Origin of the sequence: Algoriphagus sp. A40, from assembly GCF_002002735.1 — a bacterium.
In the GTDB taxonomy this organism is placed as follows: Bacteria; Bacteroidota; Bacteroidia; order Cytophagales; family Cyclobacteriaceae; genus Algoriphagus.
This window is the reverse complement of sequence record NZ_MUNY01000045.1, coordinates 1-16,998: the sequence shown is the minus strand read 5'-3', so window position 1 is coordinate 16,998 and position 16,998 is coordinate 1. Positions and strand designations below refer to the sequence as shown.

General features: G+C 45.6%; 7 protein-coding genes. 6 read left to right on the top strand and 1 reads right to left on the bottom strand.

Going from position 1 to position 16,998, the window contains the following annotated elements:
- The first annotated feature begins 93 nt into the window (after positions 1–93).
- The 4 genes from B0E43_RS07650 (at position 94) to B0E43_RS07635 (ending at position 10,439) form a co-directional block, all read left to right on the top strand.
- Positions 94–2,535 carry an ABC transporter permease gene (locus tag B0E43_RS07650; protein ID WP_077348326.1) on the top strand — a complete coding sequence of 814 codons (2,442 nt, stop codon included), beginning with the start codon at positions 94–96 and terminating at the stop codon, positions 2,533–2,535.
- Positions 2,536–2,839: 304 nt separating this feature from the next.
- Positions 2,840–5,251: an ABC transporter permease gene (locus tag B0E43_RS07645; protein WP_077348324.1), complete on the top strand. Its 2,412-nt coding sequence runs from the start codon at positions 2,840–2,842 to the stop codon at positions 5,249–5,251.
- Between the two features lie 248 nt (positions 5,252–5,499).
- Positions 5,500–7,860 carry an ABC transporter permease gene (locus tag B0E43_RS07640; protein ID WP_077348322.1) on the top strand — a complete coding sequence of 787 codons (2,361 nt, stop codon included), beginning with the start codon at positions 5,500–5,502 and terminating at the stop codon, positions 7,858–7,860.
- A 224-nt stretch (positions 7,861–8,084) separates the two neighbouring features.
- Positions 8,085–10,439 carry an ABC transporter permease gene (locus B0E43_RS07635; protein WP_077348320.1) on the top strand — a complete coding sequence of 785 codons (2,355 nt, stop codon included), beginning with the start codon at positions 8,085–8,087 and terminating at the stop codon, positions 10,437–10,439.
- Positions 10,440–10,621: 182 nt separating this feature from the next.
- Here the strand turns inward: B0E43_RS07635 and B0E43_RS07630 are convergent, their stop codons facing one another.
- Positions 10,622–11,500, bottom strand: a complete 879-nt coding sequence (locus B0E43_RS07630) for an aldose 1-epimerase family protein (protein ID WP_077348318.1) — start codon at positions 11,498–11,500, stop codon at positions 10,622–10,624.
- A 468-nt stretch (positions 11,501–11,968) separates the two neighbouring features.
- Between B0E43_RS07630 and B0E43_RS07625 the strand changes: the two genes are divergently transcribed.
- Both B0E43_RS07625 and B0E43_RS07620 read left to right on the top strand, forming a co-directional pair.
- Entirely contained in the window at positions 11,969–14,386 is a 2,418-nt protein-coding gene (locus tag B0E43_RS07625) for an ABC transporter permease (protein WP_077348316.1), read from the top strand.
- A gap of 13 nt (positions 14,387–14,399) precedes the next feature.
- Positions 14,400–16,844: an FtsX-like permease family protein gene (locus B0E43_RS07620; RefSeq protein WP_077348314.1), complete on the top strand. Its 2,445-nt coding sequence runs from the start codon at positions 14,400–14,402 to the stop codon at positions 16,842–16,844.
- The last annotated feature ends 154 nt before the right edge of the window (positions 16,845–16,998 follow it).

The window sequence follows — 16,998 nt, the reverse complement described above, 5'->3', positions numbered from 1 at the left end:
CGACTGATCACTGAACACTGCGACTGATCACTGATCACTGCGACTGATCATTGCGACTTGTAACCTTTTTCCCCTGGATTTAATCTAAGGGATATGCTCAAGAACTACATCATAATCGCCTGGAGGAACCTGATCCGCAACAAATCTTTTAGCCTGATCAATATTCTCGGACTGGCAGTCAGTATGTCCGTCTGCCTGCTCATCCTTATGATCGGGATGGATCAGTACAGTTACGATACCTATCAATCCAAAAAGGATCGGGTTTATCGGGTTCATACCACACGCTATCAGGAAAATAACGGAGAGTCGGCAAGTTCTGCATTGCCTCTGGCCGAAAAGCTGAAAAACGAATATCCCATAATCGAAGCCGCTGCGGCGATCAACAGCGAAATTGGCGGGGACGTGATCTTTGAAGATAAATTCGCTACCGGCGGAGGCTATTTTGCCGATGCCAACCTGTTTCAAATCCTTGATTTCAGTTTCAAGGAAGGCGATCCCAACACTGCGCTAAATGATCCTTTTTCCCTCGTGATCACGTCGGATATGGCTGAAATTCTTTTTGGAGGCGAATCGGCACTGGGCAAGTCGGTGGGTTTTCATGACAAGGACATGAGGGCCATGGATATTGAGGAAGGAAATTCTGAGACCGATTTCGGCTACTTTACCATCACCGGCGTGTTGAATCCCAATCCGGGCAAGACGCACCTGCCTTTTAAATTTCTAGCTTCCTTGAGTACCATGAAGTCCTTGCCCGAAGGGGCTGTCAGAAGTACGGAAGACAACAACTGGGATAATGTCTGGACCAATTATACCTATGTCCTGTTGAAAGAGGGGAAAAGAAAAGAGGATCTTCAGGCCAATCTGGATAAAGTCTCTGAGCAGATCTACGGTCCAAAATACGACAACAAACATTCATTTAAGGCCATGGCATTGAGAGATCTCTCGCCGTCGGATTTTATCAGCAATACGACGCATGTCTCTATTCCAAAGGTTGTATTGTGGATTTTGGGGGTGTTGTGCCTGATTGTGATGTTTTCGGCATGCCTGAATTATACCAATATGTCTGTGGCTAGATCGTTGACCCGACTGAGAGAGGTGGGAGTCAGAAAGGTATCTGGGGCGAATAAAACGCAGATTTTCGTCCAATTCATAACTGAGGCGATCGTGATTTCTCTTTGCTCGCTGTTCTTTGCCTTCCTGATACTTCAGATTCTCGAGCGGGGCTTTGACGGATTGACTTTCAATCAATACCTGAAGATTTCTTTCAGCCAAAGTCTTCCCGGGATATTGGTCTTTATTGGGTTTAGCATCTTGGTTGGTGTTGTGGCAGGATTGCTTCCCGCGACCTATGTTGCCAAGCTGAACCCGGTCAATCTCTTCAAAAAGCTAAGTGACTTGAAGCTTTTCAAAAGCATGGGAATCCGCAATATTCTTCTGGTAGTTCAGTTTTCCATCTCTTTGATCTTTATTATATCGGTTGTTTTGATCCAGTCCCAAGCCAGGCACATGTTGAATTTTGACTACGGCTTTGACAAGGAGAATATAGTAACCGTCAAACTCTTCAATCCCGACAATTACCAGCGTTTTGCACAGGCAGTGGCCTCCAATCCTGCGGTTTCCGAGGTAGGTGCGACCTCTTTGATCCCCGGCGGGGGCATGAATTTTGGTTTGGAGGGTGTCAATTCGGACTTTCCATTGGACACTGTCCAGAGTAATTTTTTTGACATCAGCAGCAACACCGTGGATGTGTTGGATCTGAAAGTCATTGCCGGGAAAAATCTACCGGATGAAGGAAGTGAAAACCTGATCCTGATCAATGAGTTTTCAGTAAAAACCTTCAATCTGGGAAGCAATGAGCAGGCCATCGGCAAGCAATTGACTTTGAATGAAGAGGGGGAATTTAAGAATGTGCAGGTAGCTGGAGTGGTGAGGGATTTCCAGTTTCTTTCCCCAGACCGAGAAATGGAAAGTCTGATTTTGCGCAACCGGAATGATGCCATGAGCTTTGCCTTGGTGAAAGTCTCTGGTCAAAATCTGTCTCAAACCCTGGCTTCACTGGAATCAACCTGGAAGGAAGTCAATCCGAATTCGAAGTTTTCCTACAAATACCTGGATCAGGAGCTGCTGTTTATCCATCAGGTGCTGGGAGATGTGATTTCAGTCATCGGCTTGATATCCTTTTTGGCGATTTTTGTTTCCTGTCTGGGTTTACTGGGAATGGCGATGTACACTGCACAAACCCGTGTAAAGGAAATCGGAATCCGAAAAACCCTGGGTTCCAGCATTCCCGAGATCATCTACCTGCTCTCCAAAGGTTTTCTTAAACTGCTTGCCGTGGCCATTATTTTGTCAGTTCCGGCGGCTTATTTTATCAATAATCTATGGCTGAATTTCTTTGCCTCCAGAGTAAGCATCGGCGTGATCCCAATCGGGATAGGAGTGGGTTCCATTTTGCTGATCAGTTTGGGGATCATCTTATCCCAATCCTACCGGGCTGCCGTAGTCAATCCGATAGATAGTCTGAAGAGCGAGTGAGAACGAAGATGCAAGTATCAAGACATAAGTATTTAGAAACAAGAGCCAAGAAACAAGAGGAAAGAGGCCGACAATTAGAACAACCCGGTGCTTCGACTTCGCTCAGCACAGGCAACTTGACAACTCGACAACCTCCCACTTCCAACCTCCCGACCTCCAATCTTCCCGCCTTTTTGCCCACTAACGGACGGTAGTGTCCGATGGGAATTCACTATTTACTGGCATTTATGGAATTTTGGGCCCCTATGGGCTATTTGTACTGGCATGGAAGTAGAAGGTCGGATGGGCATTAAGGCGATAAAAAATGCTGGGAACCTATATCAAGTTGGCTTATCGGAATCTGTTGAGAAATAAGACCTCAACTGCCATTCACAGCATAGGGCTGAGCGTGGGGATCGTGTCTGCGCTGATGATTCTCTTTTATGTTGACTTCGAAAAGAGCTACGAAAACATGCATGCGAAGGCGGCGAATATCTACCGTATCACGCTCGACATTTACAAAGGGAATGAGTTTGTCCTGAATGATTCGCAGACCTACCAGTTGCAAGGGCAGGAACTCAAGGATCAAATGCCTGAAGTGCTGGATTTTGTCAGAATGTTTCCGATGGAATCTTTGGAATTTGAGAATCAGGAAGCTTCCTTGGTGAGTTATGAAAATCGCGTTTATTTTGCCGACGAGTCGGTTTTTGATATTTTCTCCTTTGATTTTCTAGGGTTTGAAAACCTCGGGAAATTTAACGAGCCTTTCAAAATCGTCATCTCTGAATCCATTGCCAGGAAATACTTTGACAAAACAGATGTTGTGGGAGAAAGGCTTTCTTTTTCCTATTCCGAAAATCCACTAGAGATCGTGGGAGTAATGCGTGATTTGCCTCAAAATACGCACATGAAGTACGATATTTTGATTTCTCACGCTACTGTACCCCTGGTGTTTGACTTTTACCCAAGAAACCTCTGGTCATCGCATAATGAATACACCTTCCTACTGATGCAGGATGAAGTGGATCTTGAGGAGTTCAATCAAAAACTCTTGGCCTATTCCAAAGCCAATATGCAGTTGCCGGACAAAGTGGTAGTTGCAGAACCCATTGAGGACATTCATCTGTATTCCAACAAGACTTATGAGCCGGAGGTCAACGGCAGTGCGGAGACAGTTAATTTTCTGTTGATGATAGGTCTTTTGATTTTGTTCTTGGCCTGGATCAATTACATTAATCTGTCAACTGCAAAGGCGATGGACCGGGCCAAGGAAGTGGGGATCCGAAAGACGATCGGATCTTCCAAAAGCCAGCTGATTTTCCAGTTTTTCATTGAGGCATTTTTGACAAATCTGTTGGCCGGAACACTGGCCTTGTTGGCATTCCTGATGCTGCTTCCCTACTTCAGGGAATTTACCGGGCTGGATCTCAGCCTTGCAAATTTTGGGGAAATCCGTTTGGCTTTTCTGCTGGCAATCGTGGTGCTTTTCGGGACCTTAGTTTCCGGTTTTTATCCCGCGCTGGTTTTGTCCGCCTTTAAGCCCATTTCTGTCCTCAAGGGGAAATTCAGTGCCTCTGCCAATGGAGTTTCGCTTCGCAAAGGACTGGTGTACTTACAGTTTACTGCTTCAGTGGTTTTGCTTTGTGTGACCATGGCCATTTACAAGCAAATGGACTTTTTAAATTCAAAGGATCTTGGTGTAGATATAGACAATACGCTTGTCATCAAATCACCTCAGGGAATCGAATCAGATTCACTGCGAAAAGGTCTGTTAAGTTCCTTTGAGTCTCAGGTTTTGCAAAACTCTTGGGTGAAAGCGATTACCCTGTCCGGCTCGGTGCCAGGTTCAGAAGTGAAGGATATGCATTCCTCAAGTAAAGTGACAAAATTAGGGGCTGACAATAGCCAAGGGAGCTTTATCTATTATGACTATGGGGTGACTGCCAACTACGCCGAGGTAATGGGGATTGAACTTCTGGCAGGCAAATCCATGGAGCCGGAAAGTCCGCTTGAAAGTGTTTGGATCAATGAAAAAGCCTTGGAAAACCTCGGATTTACAACGGCGGAGGAAGCAATTGGGCAAAAACTGACTTTTTACAGGGGGGAACATCCATCGGAAATTCAGGGTGTGTTCAAAAACTTCCACCAACGCTCTCCCAAGGAAGTCTACATGCCCTTAATCCTGTATCGAAGCAGCACGCCGGACAATTTCATTGTCAAGTTGAATACGGCTGATTCCAAGATGGCAGTGGAGGAACTGAATAAGATCTGGTCTTCGGTTTTTCCCGGATATAGCTATGGTTATAAATTCCTGAGCGACACCTATCATGCCCAATACGAGCAAGAGCAGCAGTTTGCCAAGACAGTTTTACTCTTCACCTTGCTTTCTATTCTGATTGCCGGCTTGGGTTTGTTTGGCCTTTCGGCTTTTATGGTTCAGTTGCGAACCAAAGAGATTGGAGTAAGGACAGTTTTAGGAGCATCCAAGCCCGCTTTACTGTGGATTCTTTCCAAAGGATTTCTTGGAATTGTAGCCTTGTCAGGATTGATAGCTATTCCGATTTCCTATTATCTGATCCAATCCTGGTTGGGAAATTACGCAAGTAGGTTTGATCTCAGTACGGACTTGTTTCTCGTTCCATCGGTTTTCATTCTGTTGGTGGCCATGCTGACCGTTGGAAGTCAAACCCTTAAATCTGCCTACGCCAATCCGGTGGATAGCTTAAAGTGCGATTAGTCAAGTATCAAGTACTAAGTATCAAGAGTCAAGAATCAAGACGGATTTATGATTTACGAATTACGCCCCGATAGCTATCGGGGTACGAGGTCGCAACTAGTGTTTAAGCACCTGACTCTAGGAAACCTTTTACCCTTCGATAATCCAATCAATTGTGACATCTAGACGTTCCAACTTTGCCATTTTACTACTTTACCACTTTTAATTTTCCAATCTTTCAATTTTAAAATTTCCCAATCAAAAAAGTCATGTGGAAAAACTACTTTAAGATCGCCTGGAGAAACATCATCAGAAGCAAAGGATACGCCTTCATTAACATAGGAGGCTTGAGCATCGGTATGGCTTCTGCTATCCTAATCCTCCTTTGGGTCCAGAATGAGGTAAGTATGGATCGGGAACATCCCAAGACCGACCGGATTTACAGGATGTACAACCGGGATACTTTTAGCGGGGAACTCTGGGTATGGGGCACTACTCCCAAAATACTTGGTCCTACTCTTGAAAAAGATTATCCTGAAGTGGAGGAGGCGGTTCGGGCTAACCACGCCAACTTCCTTATGACTGTAGGGGATAAAAAAATGAACGAGTCAGGGGTTTTTATCGATCCTGAATTTTTGGATGTGCTGGATTTACCCACACTTCAGGGCGATAGGTCCACAGCCTTGGATGATCCTTACAATATGGTGGTCACAGCCGATTTTGCCAGAAAGATATTTGGTACGGAGAATGCCGTGGGGGAGACGGTCAAGTTGGACAGTGCTGATATATTCACCGTCACCGCAGTGTTGGAAAATCTGCCAAATAATACCCGGTTCAAAGCAGACTACTTTCTCCCTTGGGCATACATGAAGAAGCTGGACTGGGACGACGAATGGTGGGGAAACAACTCGATAGATACTTATATATTGCTTGGGGAAAATGCCTCTCATGAGGAATTTAACCGAAAAGTCAAAAATGTCACCCGAGAGCATACCAATGGAGAAACTACCTCAGAAGTATTTAGCTATCCGCTGTCTCAGGTGCATCTCTATGGTAAAAGCGAGAATGGCCAGCTTGTCGGCGGCAGGATTGTTACCGTACGCATGTTTGGTTTTATAGCCGTGTTTATCCTGGTCATTGCCTGTATCAACTTCATGAATCTGAGCACCGCCCGAAGTGAAAAGCGGGCCAAAGAAGTGGGCTTGAGAAAAGTGGTAGGGGCTAGAAAGACCTCGCTCATTGCCCAATTTATCGGCGAAAGCACCCTTATCGCTTTTATTGCCGGTCTTCTTGCGCTGCTCTTTGTCCAGTTGACTCTTCCTTCCTTCAATACGCTGGTCGACAAACAGCTTTTCCTTCCCTTCAGCGATTTCGTTTTTTGGTTGCAACTGCTAGGATTTATCCTGTTTACAGGCCTTTTGGCGGGAAGCTATCCGGCATTTTTTCTTTCCGCTTTTACTCCTGTCCATGTCCTTAAGGGCACTTTCCGCGCGGCGACCTCGGCGGTCAATCCCCGCAAAATATTGGTAGTTCTGCAGTTCAGCTTTGCCATCGTCCTCATCGTCTCCACCATTATCATCCAGCGTCAGATAAGTCATGCCCAAAACAGGGAACTGGGATACAATAAGGAGAATCTCATTTATCTGTTTTTGCAAGGGGATGTGGAAAAGCATTACAGTGCGATCAAACAATCGCTTTTGGGCAGTGGGTCAGTGCAGGCAATCACCAAATCAATGAGCCCGATTACCCAACGCTACAGCGATGGCTGGGGATATTCCTGGCCCGGAAGCACTCCGGAAGATGAGAAGCTCGACTTTATCAGATTCAGCACAGATACCGATTTTATGAAAGTAATGGGAACCGAACTGGTAGATGGTCGGGATATCGATATTGAACAGTTTCCCAGCGATTCAACGGCAATCCTGCTTAATGAAACGGCAGTGAGAAAAATGCGCCTGGAAAATCCAGTGGGACAGATCGTTTCTGAAGGAGAAGATAAATACACGGTCGTTGGTGTCATCAAGGATTTTATTTTCGAGTCCCCCTATGATCCTGTCAATCCTTTGATGGTATTCGGACCATCCTCCTGGTATAGTGTGGTGCATATGCGTCTTAATCCAGACCGGCCAATGGCCGAAAACATCGCGGCCATTCAGGGGATTTTTGAAGATTACAATCCCAACTTTCCTTTCGAATACAATTTTGTAGATGAGCAATACGCCAGAAAATTCAACGATACCAGACGAACTGCCAGCCTATCTATCCTCTTTACCATGCTCACAATTGTGATTTCCTGTTTGGGCTTATTCGGTCTTTCGACTTATATGGCCGCGAATCGGATCAAGGAAATCGGTGTGCGAAAAGTGCTTGGTGCCAGTGTTGCAAGTATTTCCGTATTGCTTTCCAGGGATTTCTTAAAACTAGTTGGGATCGCATTCCTCCTTTCGGTTCCCGTGGCTTGGTTTGTCATGGACAAATGGCTTGAGGATTTCGATTATAGCGTAGGAATTGAATGGTGGGTGTTTGTTGCTACAGGCACAGTCACCATGCTTATAGCCTTGTTTACTGTAGGCTTCCAATCAATCAAAGCCGCGCTTACCAATCCTGCGACAACACTCAAAAATGAGTAAAGTATCTAGTATTTAGTATCAAGAATCAAGACGGATTTATGATTTACGAATTACGATTGACTAGGTCGCAACTAGTGTATAAGCACCTGACTCTAGGAAACCTTTTACCCTTCAATGATTCAATCAATTGTGACATCTAAACGTTCCAACCTTGCCACTTTACTACTTTACCACTTTCAATTTTCCAATCTTTCAATTTTCCAATCTTTCAACCCTAAGAAAACATGTGGAAAAACTACTTTAAAATCGCCTGGAGAAACATCCTCAGAAGTAAGGGATACGCCTTTATCAATATCGGTGGGCTGGCGATAGGTATGGCGGCTTCGGTGCTGATTATGGTGTGGATTCAGTTCGAGTTTTCTGTAGACAGCCAATATGAAAAATCCGACAGGATTTATGCGGTCTGGCGCACCAATGTCAATCAGGGGAATGTCCTGAGCTGGGATTATACGCCGACACCTTATGCTGCTGCGCTGAAGGCCCAATATCCGGAAGTTGAGGCCGTGACGCACGTCACGGAATGGGACCCGATGGTCTTGTCGGTAGGAGAGAAAAGTTTCTACGAGCAGACCTCATTTGTTGACCCCGGATTTTTTGAAATGTTCAGTTTCCGGGTATTGGAAGGCGATCCTGTGGCCGCCCTTAATTCTCCTGATAATATCATCCTGACCGAGTCGGTTGCCAAAAAGCTTTTCGGTGATGAGCCTGCCCTTGGTAAATCCGTGAAGGTGGAGTCCGAACTTGATTTTGAAGTAAAAGCCGTGATTGAAGACCTGCCACAAAACACCGATTTTCGGTTTACGGCATTTTTACCATACAAAAAGCTCGAAGTGATGGGCTGGGCTGGAGATTTTTGGGGAAACAACAACTGCAGGACTTTTGCAATGCTGGCACCGGATACCGACCTCACTTCATTCAACGACAAATTCAAAGATTTCTCCCTTCGAAACGCGGATATCAAAAATACGAATGACTTCCTGTTTCCGATGTCGGATTTGCACCTGAAGAGTGAGTTTGAAAACGGAAAATCAGTTGGAGGAAGGATCGACCTGATACGCATGTTTGGTTTGGTGGGGATCGTTATCCTGCTGATCGCATGTGTAAATTTTGTCAATCTGAGCACTGCCCAAAGCGAGAAAAGGGCAAAAGAAGTCGGTATCCGCAAAGTTTCCGGAGCAAATCGAAGCATGCTGATCGGACAATTTCTTGCTGAGTCAATATTGATCTCTTTGGCTGCTTATGTCCTGGCTTTGTTGGTGATTACCCTTGCTTTTCCTGGATTCAATCAGCTGATTGACAAGGAACTGAGTTTGCCTTTTGACCAATACTATTTCTGGGCTTTTTCCTTCGGATATGTGTTGCTGACTGGAATCCTGGCAGGCCTTTACCCTGCATTTTTGTTGAGTTCGTTCCGTCCTGCGCTGGTGCTGAAGTCACGGATGAATACCACGAGAACTTGGTTTAAGCCGAGAGAAGCCTTGGTGGTTTTCCAGTTTACGATTGTGGCCGTTTTGATTGCAAGTACTTGGATTATCCGAGAGCAGATGCAGTTTGTGCAGAACAGAGACATGGGTTTGAATACCGAAAATCTGATCTATCACCAATTGACTGGGTCGCTTAGGAAAAACTACACCGCTTTTCGCGGTGAGGTGGAAGCTTTGCCCGGAGTCGTATCGATCTCGAGTACCTTTTCACCTTTCACAGAAACCTACAGCGACACCAACCTGATGGAATGGCAGGGAAAAGATGAGGCCTTCAAGCCCGCAATCCAGCGCATGGGAGCTGATGCCAATGTGGTGAAAACCGCAGGGCTGGAGCTGATTGCAGGCCGGGACATCGACGTCTACACCAATCCTGCGGATAGCACAGCTGTTCTGATCAATGAAACAGCTATGGGCTTTATGGGTTTTGACAACCCGATCGGTGAAATCATCAAGGATGGGGACAAGGAATATCGGATCATTGGGGTAGTGAAGGATTTTATCATCGATTCTCCTTTTGGTAAGCCCGGAGGAGTCTTGATTTTTGGGCCAAAGCTCCAACAGAACTTTGTCCATATCCGCCTTACCGAAACCGCCTTGCCGGAAACTATCGCCCAATTGGAGACGGTGTTTAAGAAATTCAATCCCGGATCTCCATTCGGATACATCTTTTCCGATGAAATGCACGCCCGGAAGTTTGCAAGTCAGCAGCAGACCAGGTCGCTGACCACTGTGTTTTCCGCATTGGCGATCCTGATTTCCTGTTTGGGGCTCTTTGGCTTGGCTGCATTTATTGCTGAGCAGCGAAGCAAGGAGATTTCGGTGCGTAAAGTCCTGGGAGCCTCCGTGCGTGGATTGGTGCTGCTTCTTTCGGGAGAGTTTACCAAACTCGTTTTGATCGCAATGCTGATCGGGGTACCGATTGCCTGGTATGCGATGAGCGAATGGCTTGCAGGTTTTGACTATCGAATCGGGATCGATTGGAAAGTGTTTGTGGGTACTGGGCTGATCGCTTTGCTGATTGCGTTTTTGACGGTCAGTTCACAGGCGATCAAAGCAGCAATGGTGAATCCTGCCAAGACGCTGAAAAGCGAGTAAAAGAGTATCAAGTATCAAGATATAAGTATCAAGATTTTAGAAACTAGGGACAAAAGGCAAGAAACAAGAGATTGGAGAAAAGAGATAACAATGGACTTCCTAACTTCCCCAACTCCTTACTTCCAACTTCCTAACCTCCCGACTTCCAACCTCCTAACTTCCTAACTTCCCGACCTCCTCCTTCATTCCTCAATCCAGATTCGGAAGGTTTTCGTCTCAGTTGCTCCGGGTGAGAGTATGCGGATCCCTACCTTTTCAGCTAACAGTCCCGAGTGATGAACAGAGTCTGCGATCCCAAGCCAAGGCTCAAGGCATACAAAGGGTGCTCCTGACTTTGCCCAGATCCCGAGGTAATTGAAATCCTCAAACTCTAATTTGACCACCGGACCTCTTTGCCTGTGACTGAGAGACACTTCTCTGGACTTCAGTTGTTTGAAAATCAAGGCGTCATGGTCAAACAGGTGAGCATGCAAAGGGATTTCCTTGGTGCCATTAAGAACCATTTCTCCTTTTTCTCCAATCAGTCCTTCTGCCGCAATCATCCAGGTAGAGTCAGTTTCTTTCTCCGGGAATTCGATCAGATAGTCTTCCAGCTTTTCCCCGGGAAGCAGTGGACAGTTAAATGCTGGATGTCCCCCAATGGAGTAGTACATGTCTTTGTCATCCAGGTTGTAAACTTTGTGTGAAATCTCCAAACACTTGCCAAAAAGCTGGAATTTGACTTCCAAGGCAAAGACAAAAGGATAGACGGCAAGGGAATTGGAATTTGACTCCATGCGGAAAACCAGTTGATCGGACTGCTGTTGGACCAATTGGACCTGATCAGAATTTCGGACAAATCCATGCTTGGGCAGGGCATATTCCTGTCCCAGATGTGTGGTTTTTCCACCTTTCAGTGCTCCGATGATCGGGAACAGAACCGGCGCCTGACCGGTCCAATAGCGGGAGTCACCTTGCCAAAGATATTCCTGTTGGGTGGTTTTGGACCGGATGGAGCTGAGCTCCATTCCTTTGAGTCGGACTTGGACTTGGAGCGAATCGGATTCAATGCTATAGTTCATATCTAGCGGGCAAATTGAGCTGGAAAGATAGGAATTGAGACCTCTCGATCCGAATGAATCTATTTTGAATGGAATATGATCTGGCCTGGAAGCAGTGGTTATTTGGGTGAAGCAAGATTAATTGAATGGATTTATACAAGGTTCTATTCTAAAATAGAAATTGTGCGATGACGAACAAAAATGTACGCATGCCAGTGGCCTGAATTTTTCAAAAGCCCTTAAATTCTTGAATTGGGGGCTTTTTTCATGGCACAAATGTGGGAAAGTATTTCTGTGCGAAAAATGTTGAGGTGGCAGAAGTGTGAGGCAAGTGACGAGAGTAAAGAAACAAGAGACAAGAAGCTAGAAAAAGAGATTAGAGACTAGGGAAAAGATGGGTTTTTGAACAATCCTGACTTCCAAAACCTCCCGACTTCCCTACTTGCCAACTTGGAACATTGAGAAATTTCAATTTTTATTTTCAAAAACATGATAAAAAACTACTTCAGGATCGCTCTAAGAAGCCTGCTTAAAAGCAAAGTAAACAGTCTGATCAATCTGTTTGGCTTGATACTGGGGATTTCTGCAGCCATGCTTTTGGCTGTTGTGGTGTATTTCGAACTTTCCTTTGACCGGTTTCAACCGGAATTTGAAAGGACCTACCGGGTCACCACCGAGGAAAAATATTCCGATGGCTCTGAGTTTACCCCGGGCATTCCAGCTCCTTATTCCTTGGAGCTTATGGAAGAAAGGGGTCTTTTTGAAAAAGTAGCCCCGGTGGTAGGACTTTGGAATGTCCAACTTGCTTTGGATGAGGAAAACGGATCGGGCAAGCAGAATAAATTCATGTCGGATCATGCGTTTAGCATTACACCGGAGTACCTTGACATCTTTAAGCTTGATTTTCTGTCAGGAAATCCTGCAGATTTGGCCAAAACTGAGCAGGCATTTTTGTCCAGAAAGATGGCCGAACTGATGTTTGGAGACATTGAAAAAGCAATGGGAAAAACCCTTCATCTGCTTAACGGAGTGGATTTGACAGTCGCCGGAGTAGTAGAAAATGTTCCTGCCAATTCTAATTTCAGATCGGATGTCTTTCTTTCCTTCGAAACCTTAAAATCACATCAGAAGGTTTTTCGCCAGGATTTTGAAAATTTTGGGAGCAACAGCAGCAATTTTCAAGTGTATGTAGTGCCTACTGCCGATCAAAGTTTGGAACAGGTAAAAGAGGGACTCCTCGCACTTTCCAAAAAACACTTTGAAGGCCGTGGCAATTCTATCACCAGCCATCACCTGCAGCCCTTGGCTGAAATCCATTTCGATCAGGATTTGGAGCCACTTAGCGGAACACAAGTGCGCAGTTCAGGGGTTCGTACCATGATCCTGATCGGAGTGTTCATTTTAGTAATGGCCTCCATCAATTACATCAATTTATCGACCTCCCGTGCCATTGGCAAAAGCAAGGAAATCGGTATCCATAAGATAATGGGGAGTTCCAGGTCACAGCTGATCAATCTTTCTCTCACGGAGACTTTTATACTGGTAGGGTCAGCCTCGCTGATTTCTCTCCTGGTAGTGATACTTGCAGTTCCTTACCTGTCCCTGGTTTCCAATGTTCCTGAGGATTTCAGGGAAATCCCATCCATGCTTTATGGATTTCTTGCGGCTTTGGTCTTACTGGTGACAATTCTTTCCGGGCTTTACCCGGCTCTGGTGGTTTCAAGGTTTGAGCCGATCCGTGCTTTGCGTGGCAAGGTGCAAACAGCCCAGTTAGGAAGCGTATCACTCAGGCGAACTCTCATGCTGGTCCAGTTTGCGATCGCCCAGATTCTGATGATCGCGACTTTGATTTCCTTAAATCAAATGAACCATATCCGAAATGCGGATCTCGGATTCAGCAAGGAGGAAGTCTATCTCATAGAATTGGAGCAGGAAAATCCGGCCCAACCCAGACTTGCCAGCTTCAAGCAGGAACTTCTTCGGATACCGGGAGTAAAGTCCGTTAGTTTGGCCTCTGATCCTCCGGGATCTGACAATAATTCCTCGACAAATTTTTCCTTTGACAATAAAGCTGATGATGTGCCCTATCCGGTTTTTTTAAAACTGGCAGATGAAGATTATTTCGGGAATTTCGACATGGAATTTTTGGCCGGACAGGGGTATTCCCAAAGTGATACCGCAAGGCAAGCTGTCATCAATGAGACTCTGGCTAGAAACTTAACCGAAGGGAACCCTGAGTCGGCAGTCGGAAAAACCATAAGACTGGGAACAGGACCTTGGCTCGAAATTACCGGTGTTGTCAAGGATTTTACGCCTAATTCCCTACGTGATGAGATCAAGCCAATTTTGCTGACTACTATCCAAAACTGGTATTTCTACTCTGCGATTAAGCTTGAGAAAAATGTATCCAGGACTACGCTGGACCAGATTGAGGCTGTTTTTACCTCGTTTTATCCCAACAAGATTTATTCTCCTCGCTTCTACGATGAAATGATCGATGAATTCTATGAAAGTGAAGAAAAGCTCGCCTTGGTTTACCAGATTTTTGCGGGGATATCACTTGTGGTGGCAGGTTTGGGACTGTATGGATTGGTGTCCTTCCTAGTCAGTCAACGGGTGAAAGAAATCGGAATCCGAAAGACCCTCGGGGCCTCGATTCCTGAGATCACAGTGATGATTTCCAAAGAATTTGTTCTGATGATCATCCTTTCATTTTTGGTTGCGGTACCTCTAGCTTACTACATGATGGAAGGTTGGTTGGAAAGTTTCGCCTACCGAATCCCATTGACCATTGGATTGTTTATTGTGGTCTTTGTAGTCTCCCTGGCACTTACTGTCCTGACAGTAGGGTCAAAAGCTATAGAAGCTGCACTGGCCAATCCGGTCAAGAGTATTAAATCTGAATAATCAAGCATAAGATATGTTCAAGAATTATTTCAAAATCGCCCTCCGGAATCTTGCCAAGAGCAAACTGCACACCGGGATTAACCTGATCGGTCTTACATTGGGTTTGGGAGTCAGCGTTCTGATCTTCTTTTTTGTCCATTTCGAAAGCAGCTTCGACAATTTCCACGAAGAGAGCGATCGGATTTTTCGCTTGGAGCGTCATGAAAAAGGAGAAGACGGGATGATGTCAAGTTTTTCTACTCCCATCATCACAGCGCCGACCTTTGCCGCGGAATTTCCGCAGGTGACTCACACAACCAGGTTAATTGGAGGATCGGCCCAGGCCTATCTGGATGAGGCGACTACCCAGACCCAACAATACATGACTGTAAGTCCGGATTTTCTGGAAATTTTCAGTTTCAAGCTTCTTGAGGGGAAAAAAGACCAAGTCCTGAAAGATAAGTTTGGCGTGGTGATCACCGAGGAGACTGCCAAAAAGTATTTTGGGGATGAAAACCCTATGGGGAAATCCATCCGGATGCAGATGGGTGACAACTATGAAGAATACCAGGTGAAAGGACTTTTGGAGGATCTGCCGGCTAATTCCAGTATCAAGTTTGAGATGTTGGTGAACGATGAAAACCTGGATTTCAGCGTGGCGCAGCAAAATCAGGATTCTTGGTATAACGTCTATGGAGATACCTATGTAAAGCTCAACGATGCACAGTCAAAGGCGGCGATAGAATCTGGAGTAGATTCCATGATGAAAAAAGTGCTCGGCGAGGACTATAAAGAGGGAAATTATTCTTTCACACTCCAACCAATCTCTGAGATACATCTCACGGATAATCCGGACTCTGGAATGGCCGAATCTACCCGTCCCACTTTACTTTGGATTTTGGCGGGGATTGCATTTTTGATTTTGCTGATAGCCTGTATCAACTTCACCACGATGGCAATCGGGAGATCGACCACCCGAGCCAAGGAAGTGGGTGTACGCAAAACCATGGGAGCGGAATTTGGACAGTTGGTATTCCAGTTTTTGACCGAGGCATTTTTGATCACCATTGCTGCGCTCATTCTTGGATTGCTCTTGGCGGAAGTACTTCTGCCAACTTTCAATGAGCTCTTTGACAAGAAACTGGACTTGGTATATGGCCCTACCCAAATCCTGATTTTATTCGGATTGGTAGTAGGAATCACCGCCTTGGCGGGAGCTTATCCGGCGTTTTTCATGTCCAGCCTCAGACCTATCAAAGTATTGAAAGGCAATCTTTCGATCCGGTTTGGAAAGCAGGGGCTGAGAAAAGGATTGGTGGCTTTTCAGTTTTTCATTTCATTCATGCTGATCGCATCGACCTTGATTATGGTCAATCAGATGAATGCTATCAGGGATTATGATTTAGGTTTTGATCAAAAGATGATAATTCTGGTCGATGTGCCGGATGTACCGGGAACCAGTTTTGTCAAGTCCATCGGTGCGGGTTTTGCACAGGCAGAAAAATACCGCCAAGCTTTGGTGGGTAGATCCGAGATCCAATCAGCCGGTATCACCATTGCGACCTATGGAGACGATTCATTTTGGGATGGAGGCTTTCCGACTGAGGAAGGCAAGCAGTTTAATTTCCGGCTCAACTTTGTGGGAGGTGACTATGTGAAAACTCTGGGACTGGAGATGGCAAAAGGCCGGGATTTCAATCCCCAGCCTGGAGCGGACAGCAGCGCAGTTTTGGTCAACGAAACCTTTGCCAAAGTGATGGGTTGGGATGATCCCCTTGGAGAACTGTTACCAAGCAAGGAGATCAATGGACATCAGATCGTGGGAGTGGTGAAAGATTTCAATCACAATTCCCTTTATAAAGAGATCGAACCTGTCATCTTGGCTAAAAGTCCCGATGTAATCTTTTCTGGGATAAACATGCTTATGATCCATGCTGCTACCAATCCAAAAGTGATGGTAAAAGGCAACGGAACTGACTTTGAGGCCTTCCGAACTCTACTTGAATCTGAGTGGGAGCGCGTGTTTCCGTCCGAAGCATTCAGTTTTAGTTTCCTCGATGAAACCGTTCAAAAACAGTATGAAGCTGATGAGCGCTTGGGGAAAATGGTCTTCTTGGCAGCGTGTATCGCGATTCTGATTGCGGCGATGGGACTGCTTGCGATGGCAGCTTTGAGTATTGCCGGACGAACCAAAGAGATCGGAATCCGAAAGGTGTTGGGAGCTTCAAGCTGGAGCATTTCCTGGATGTTCGACAAGGAATTTCTGGTCATTACACTGGTTGGAGTTGCAGTTGCCTTGCCATTGAGCCTGTATTTTATGCAGGGATGGCTGGAGCAGTTTACGGTGAAAGAATGGCCTTCTTGGTTGAGTTTCCTTATTTTGGCTATCGTCGGGATCCTCTTTACCTTATTCATTGTGTCAGCCCAATCCTTCCGTGCCACTCAAATGAATCCCGTGGATACGCTGAAGGACGAATAATCTTAAGTATCTAGAAGCTAGAATCTCTGTCAGGCTGAGTCTTAAATATTCCGGGAACATACAAAAAGGAAATGACGGGGTTAACTTAGCCTTATCCTAAACAGTTTGGCCGCCTTCGTGATAGTGCACCTGCCTGTCGCTGAGTATGGTTCCG

Coding starts and splice junctions, on each gene's coding strand:
- B0E43_RS07645 (WP_077348324.1), top strand. CDS start 2,840: ATGCTGGGAACCTATATCAAGTTGGCTTATCGGAATCTGTTGAGAAAT.
- B0E43_RS07640 (WP_077348322.1), top strand. CDS start 5,500: ATGTGGAAAAACTACTTTAAGATCGCCTGGAGAAACATCATCAGAAGC.
- B0E43_RS07620 (WP_077348314.1), top strand. CDS start 14,400: ATGTTCAAGAATTATTTCAAAATCGCCCTCCGGAATCTTGCCAAGAGC.
- B0E43_RS07650 (WP_077348326.1), top strand. CDS start 94: ATGCTCAAGAACTACATCATAATCGCCTGGAGGAACCTGATCCGCAAC.
- B0E43_RS07625 (WP_077348316.1), top strand. CDS start 11,969: ATGATAAAAAACTACTTCAGGATCGCTCTAAGAAGCCTGCTTAAAAGC.
- B0E43_RS07635 (WP_077348320.1), top strand. CDS start 8,085: ATGTGGAAAAACTACTTTAAAATCGCCTGGAGAAACATCCTCAGAAGT.
- B0E43_RS07630 (WP_077348318.1), bottom strand. CDS start 11,500: ATGAACTATAGCATTGAATCCGATTCGCTCCAAGTCCAAGTCCGACTC.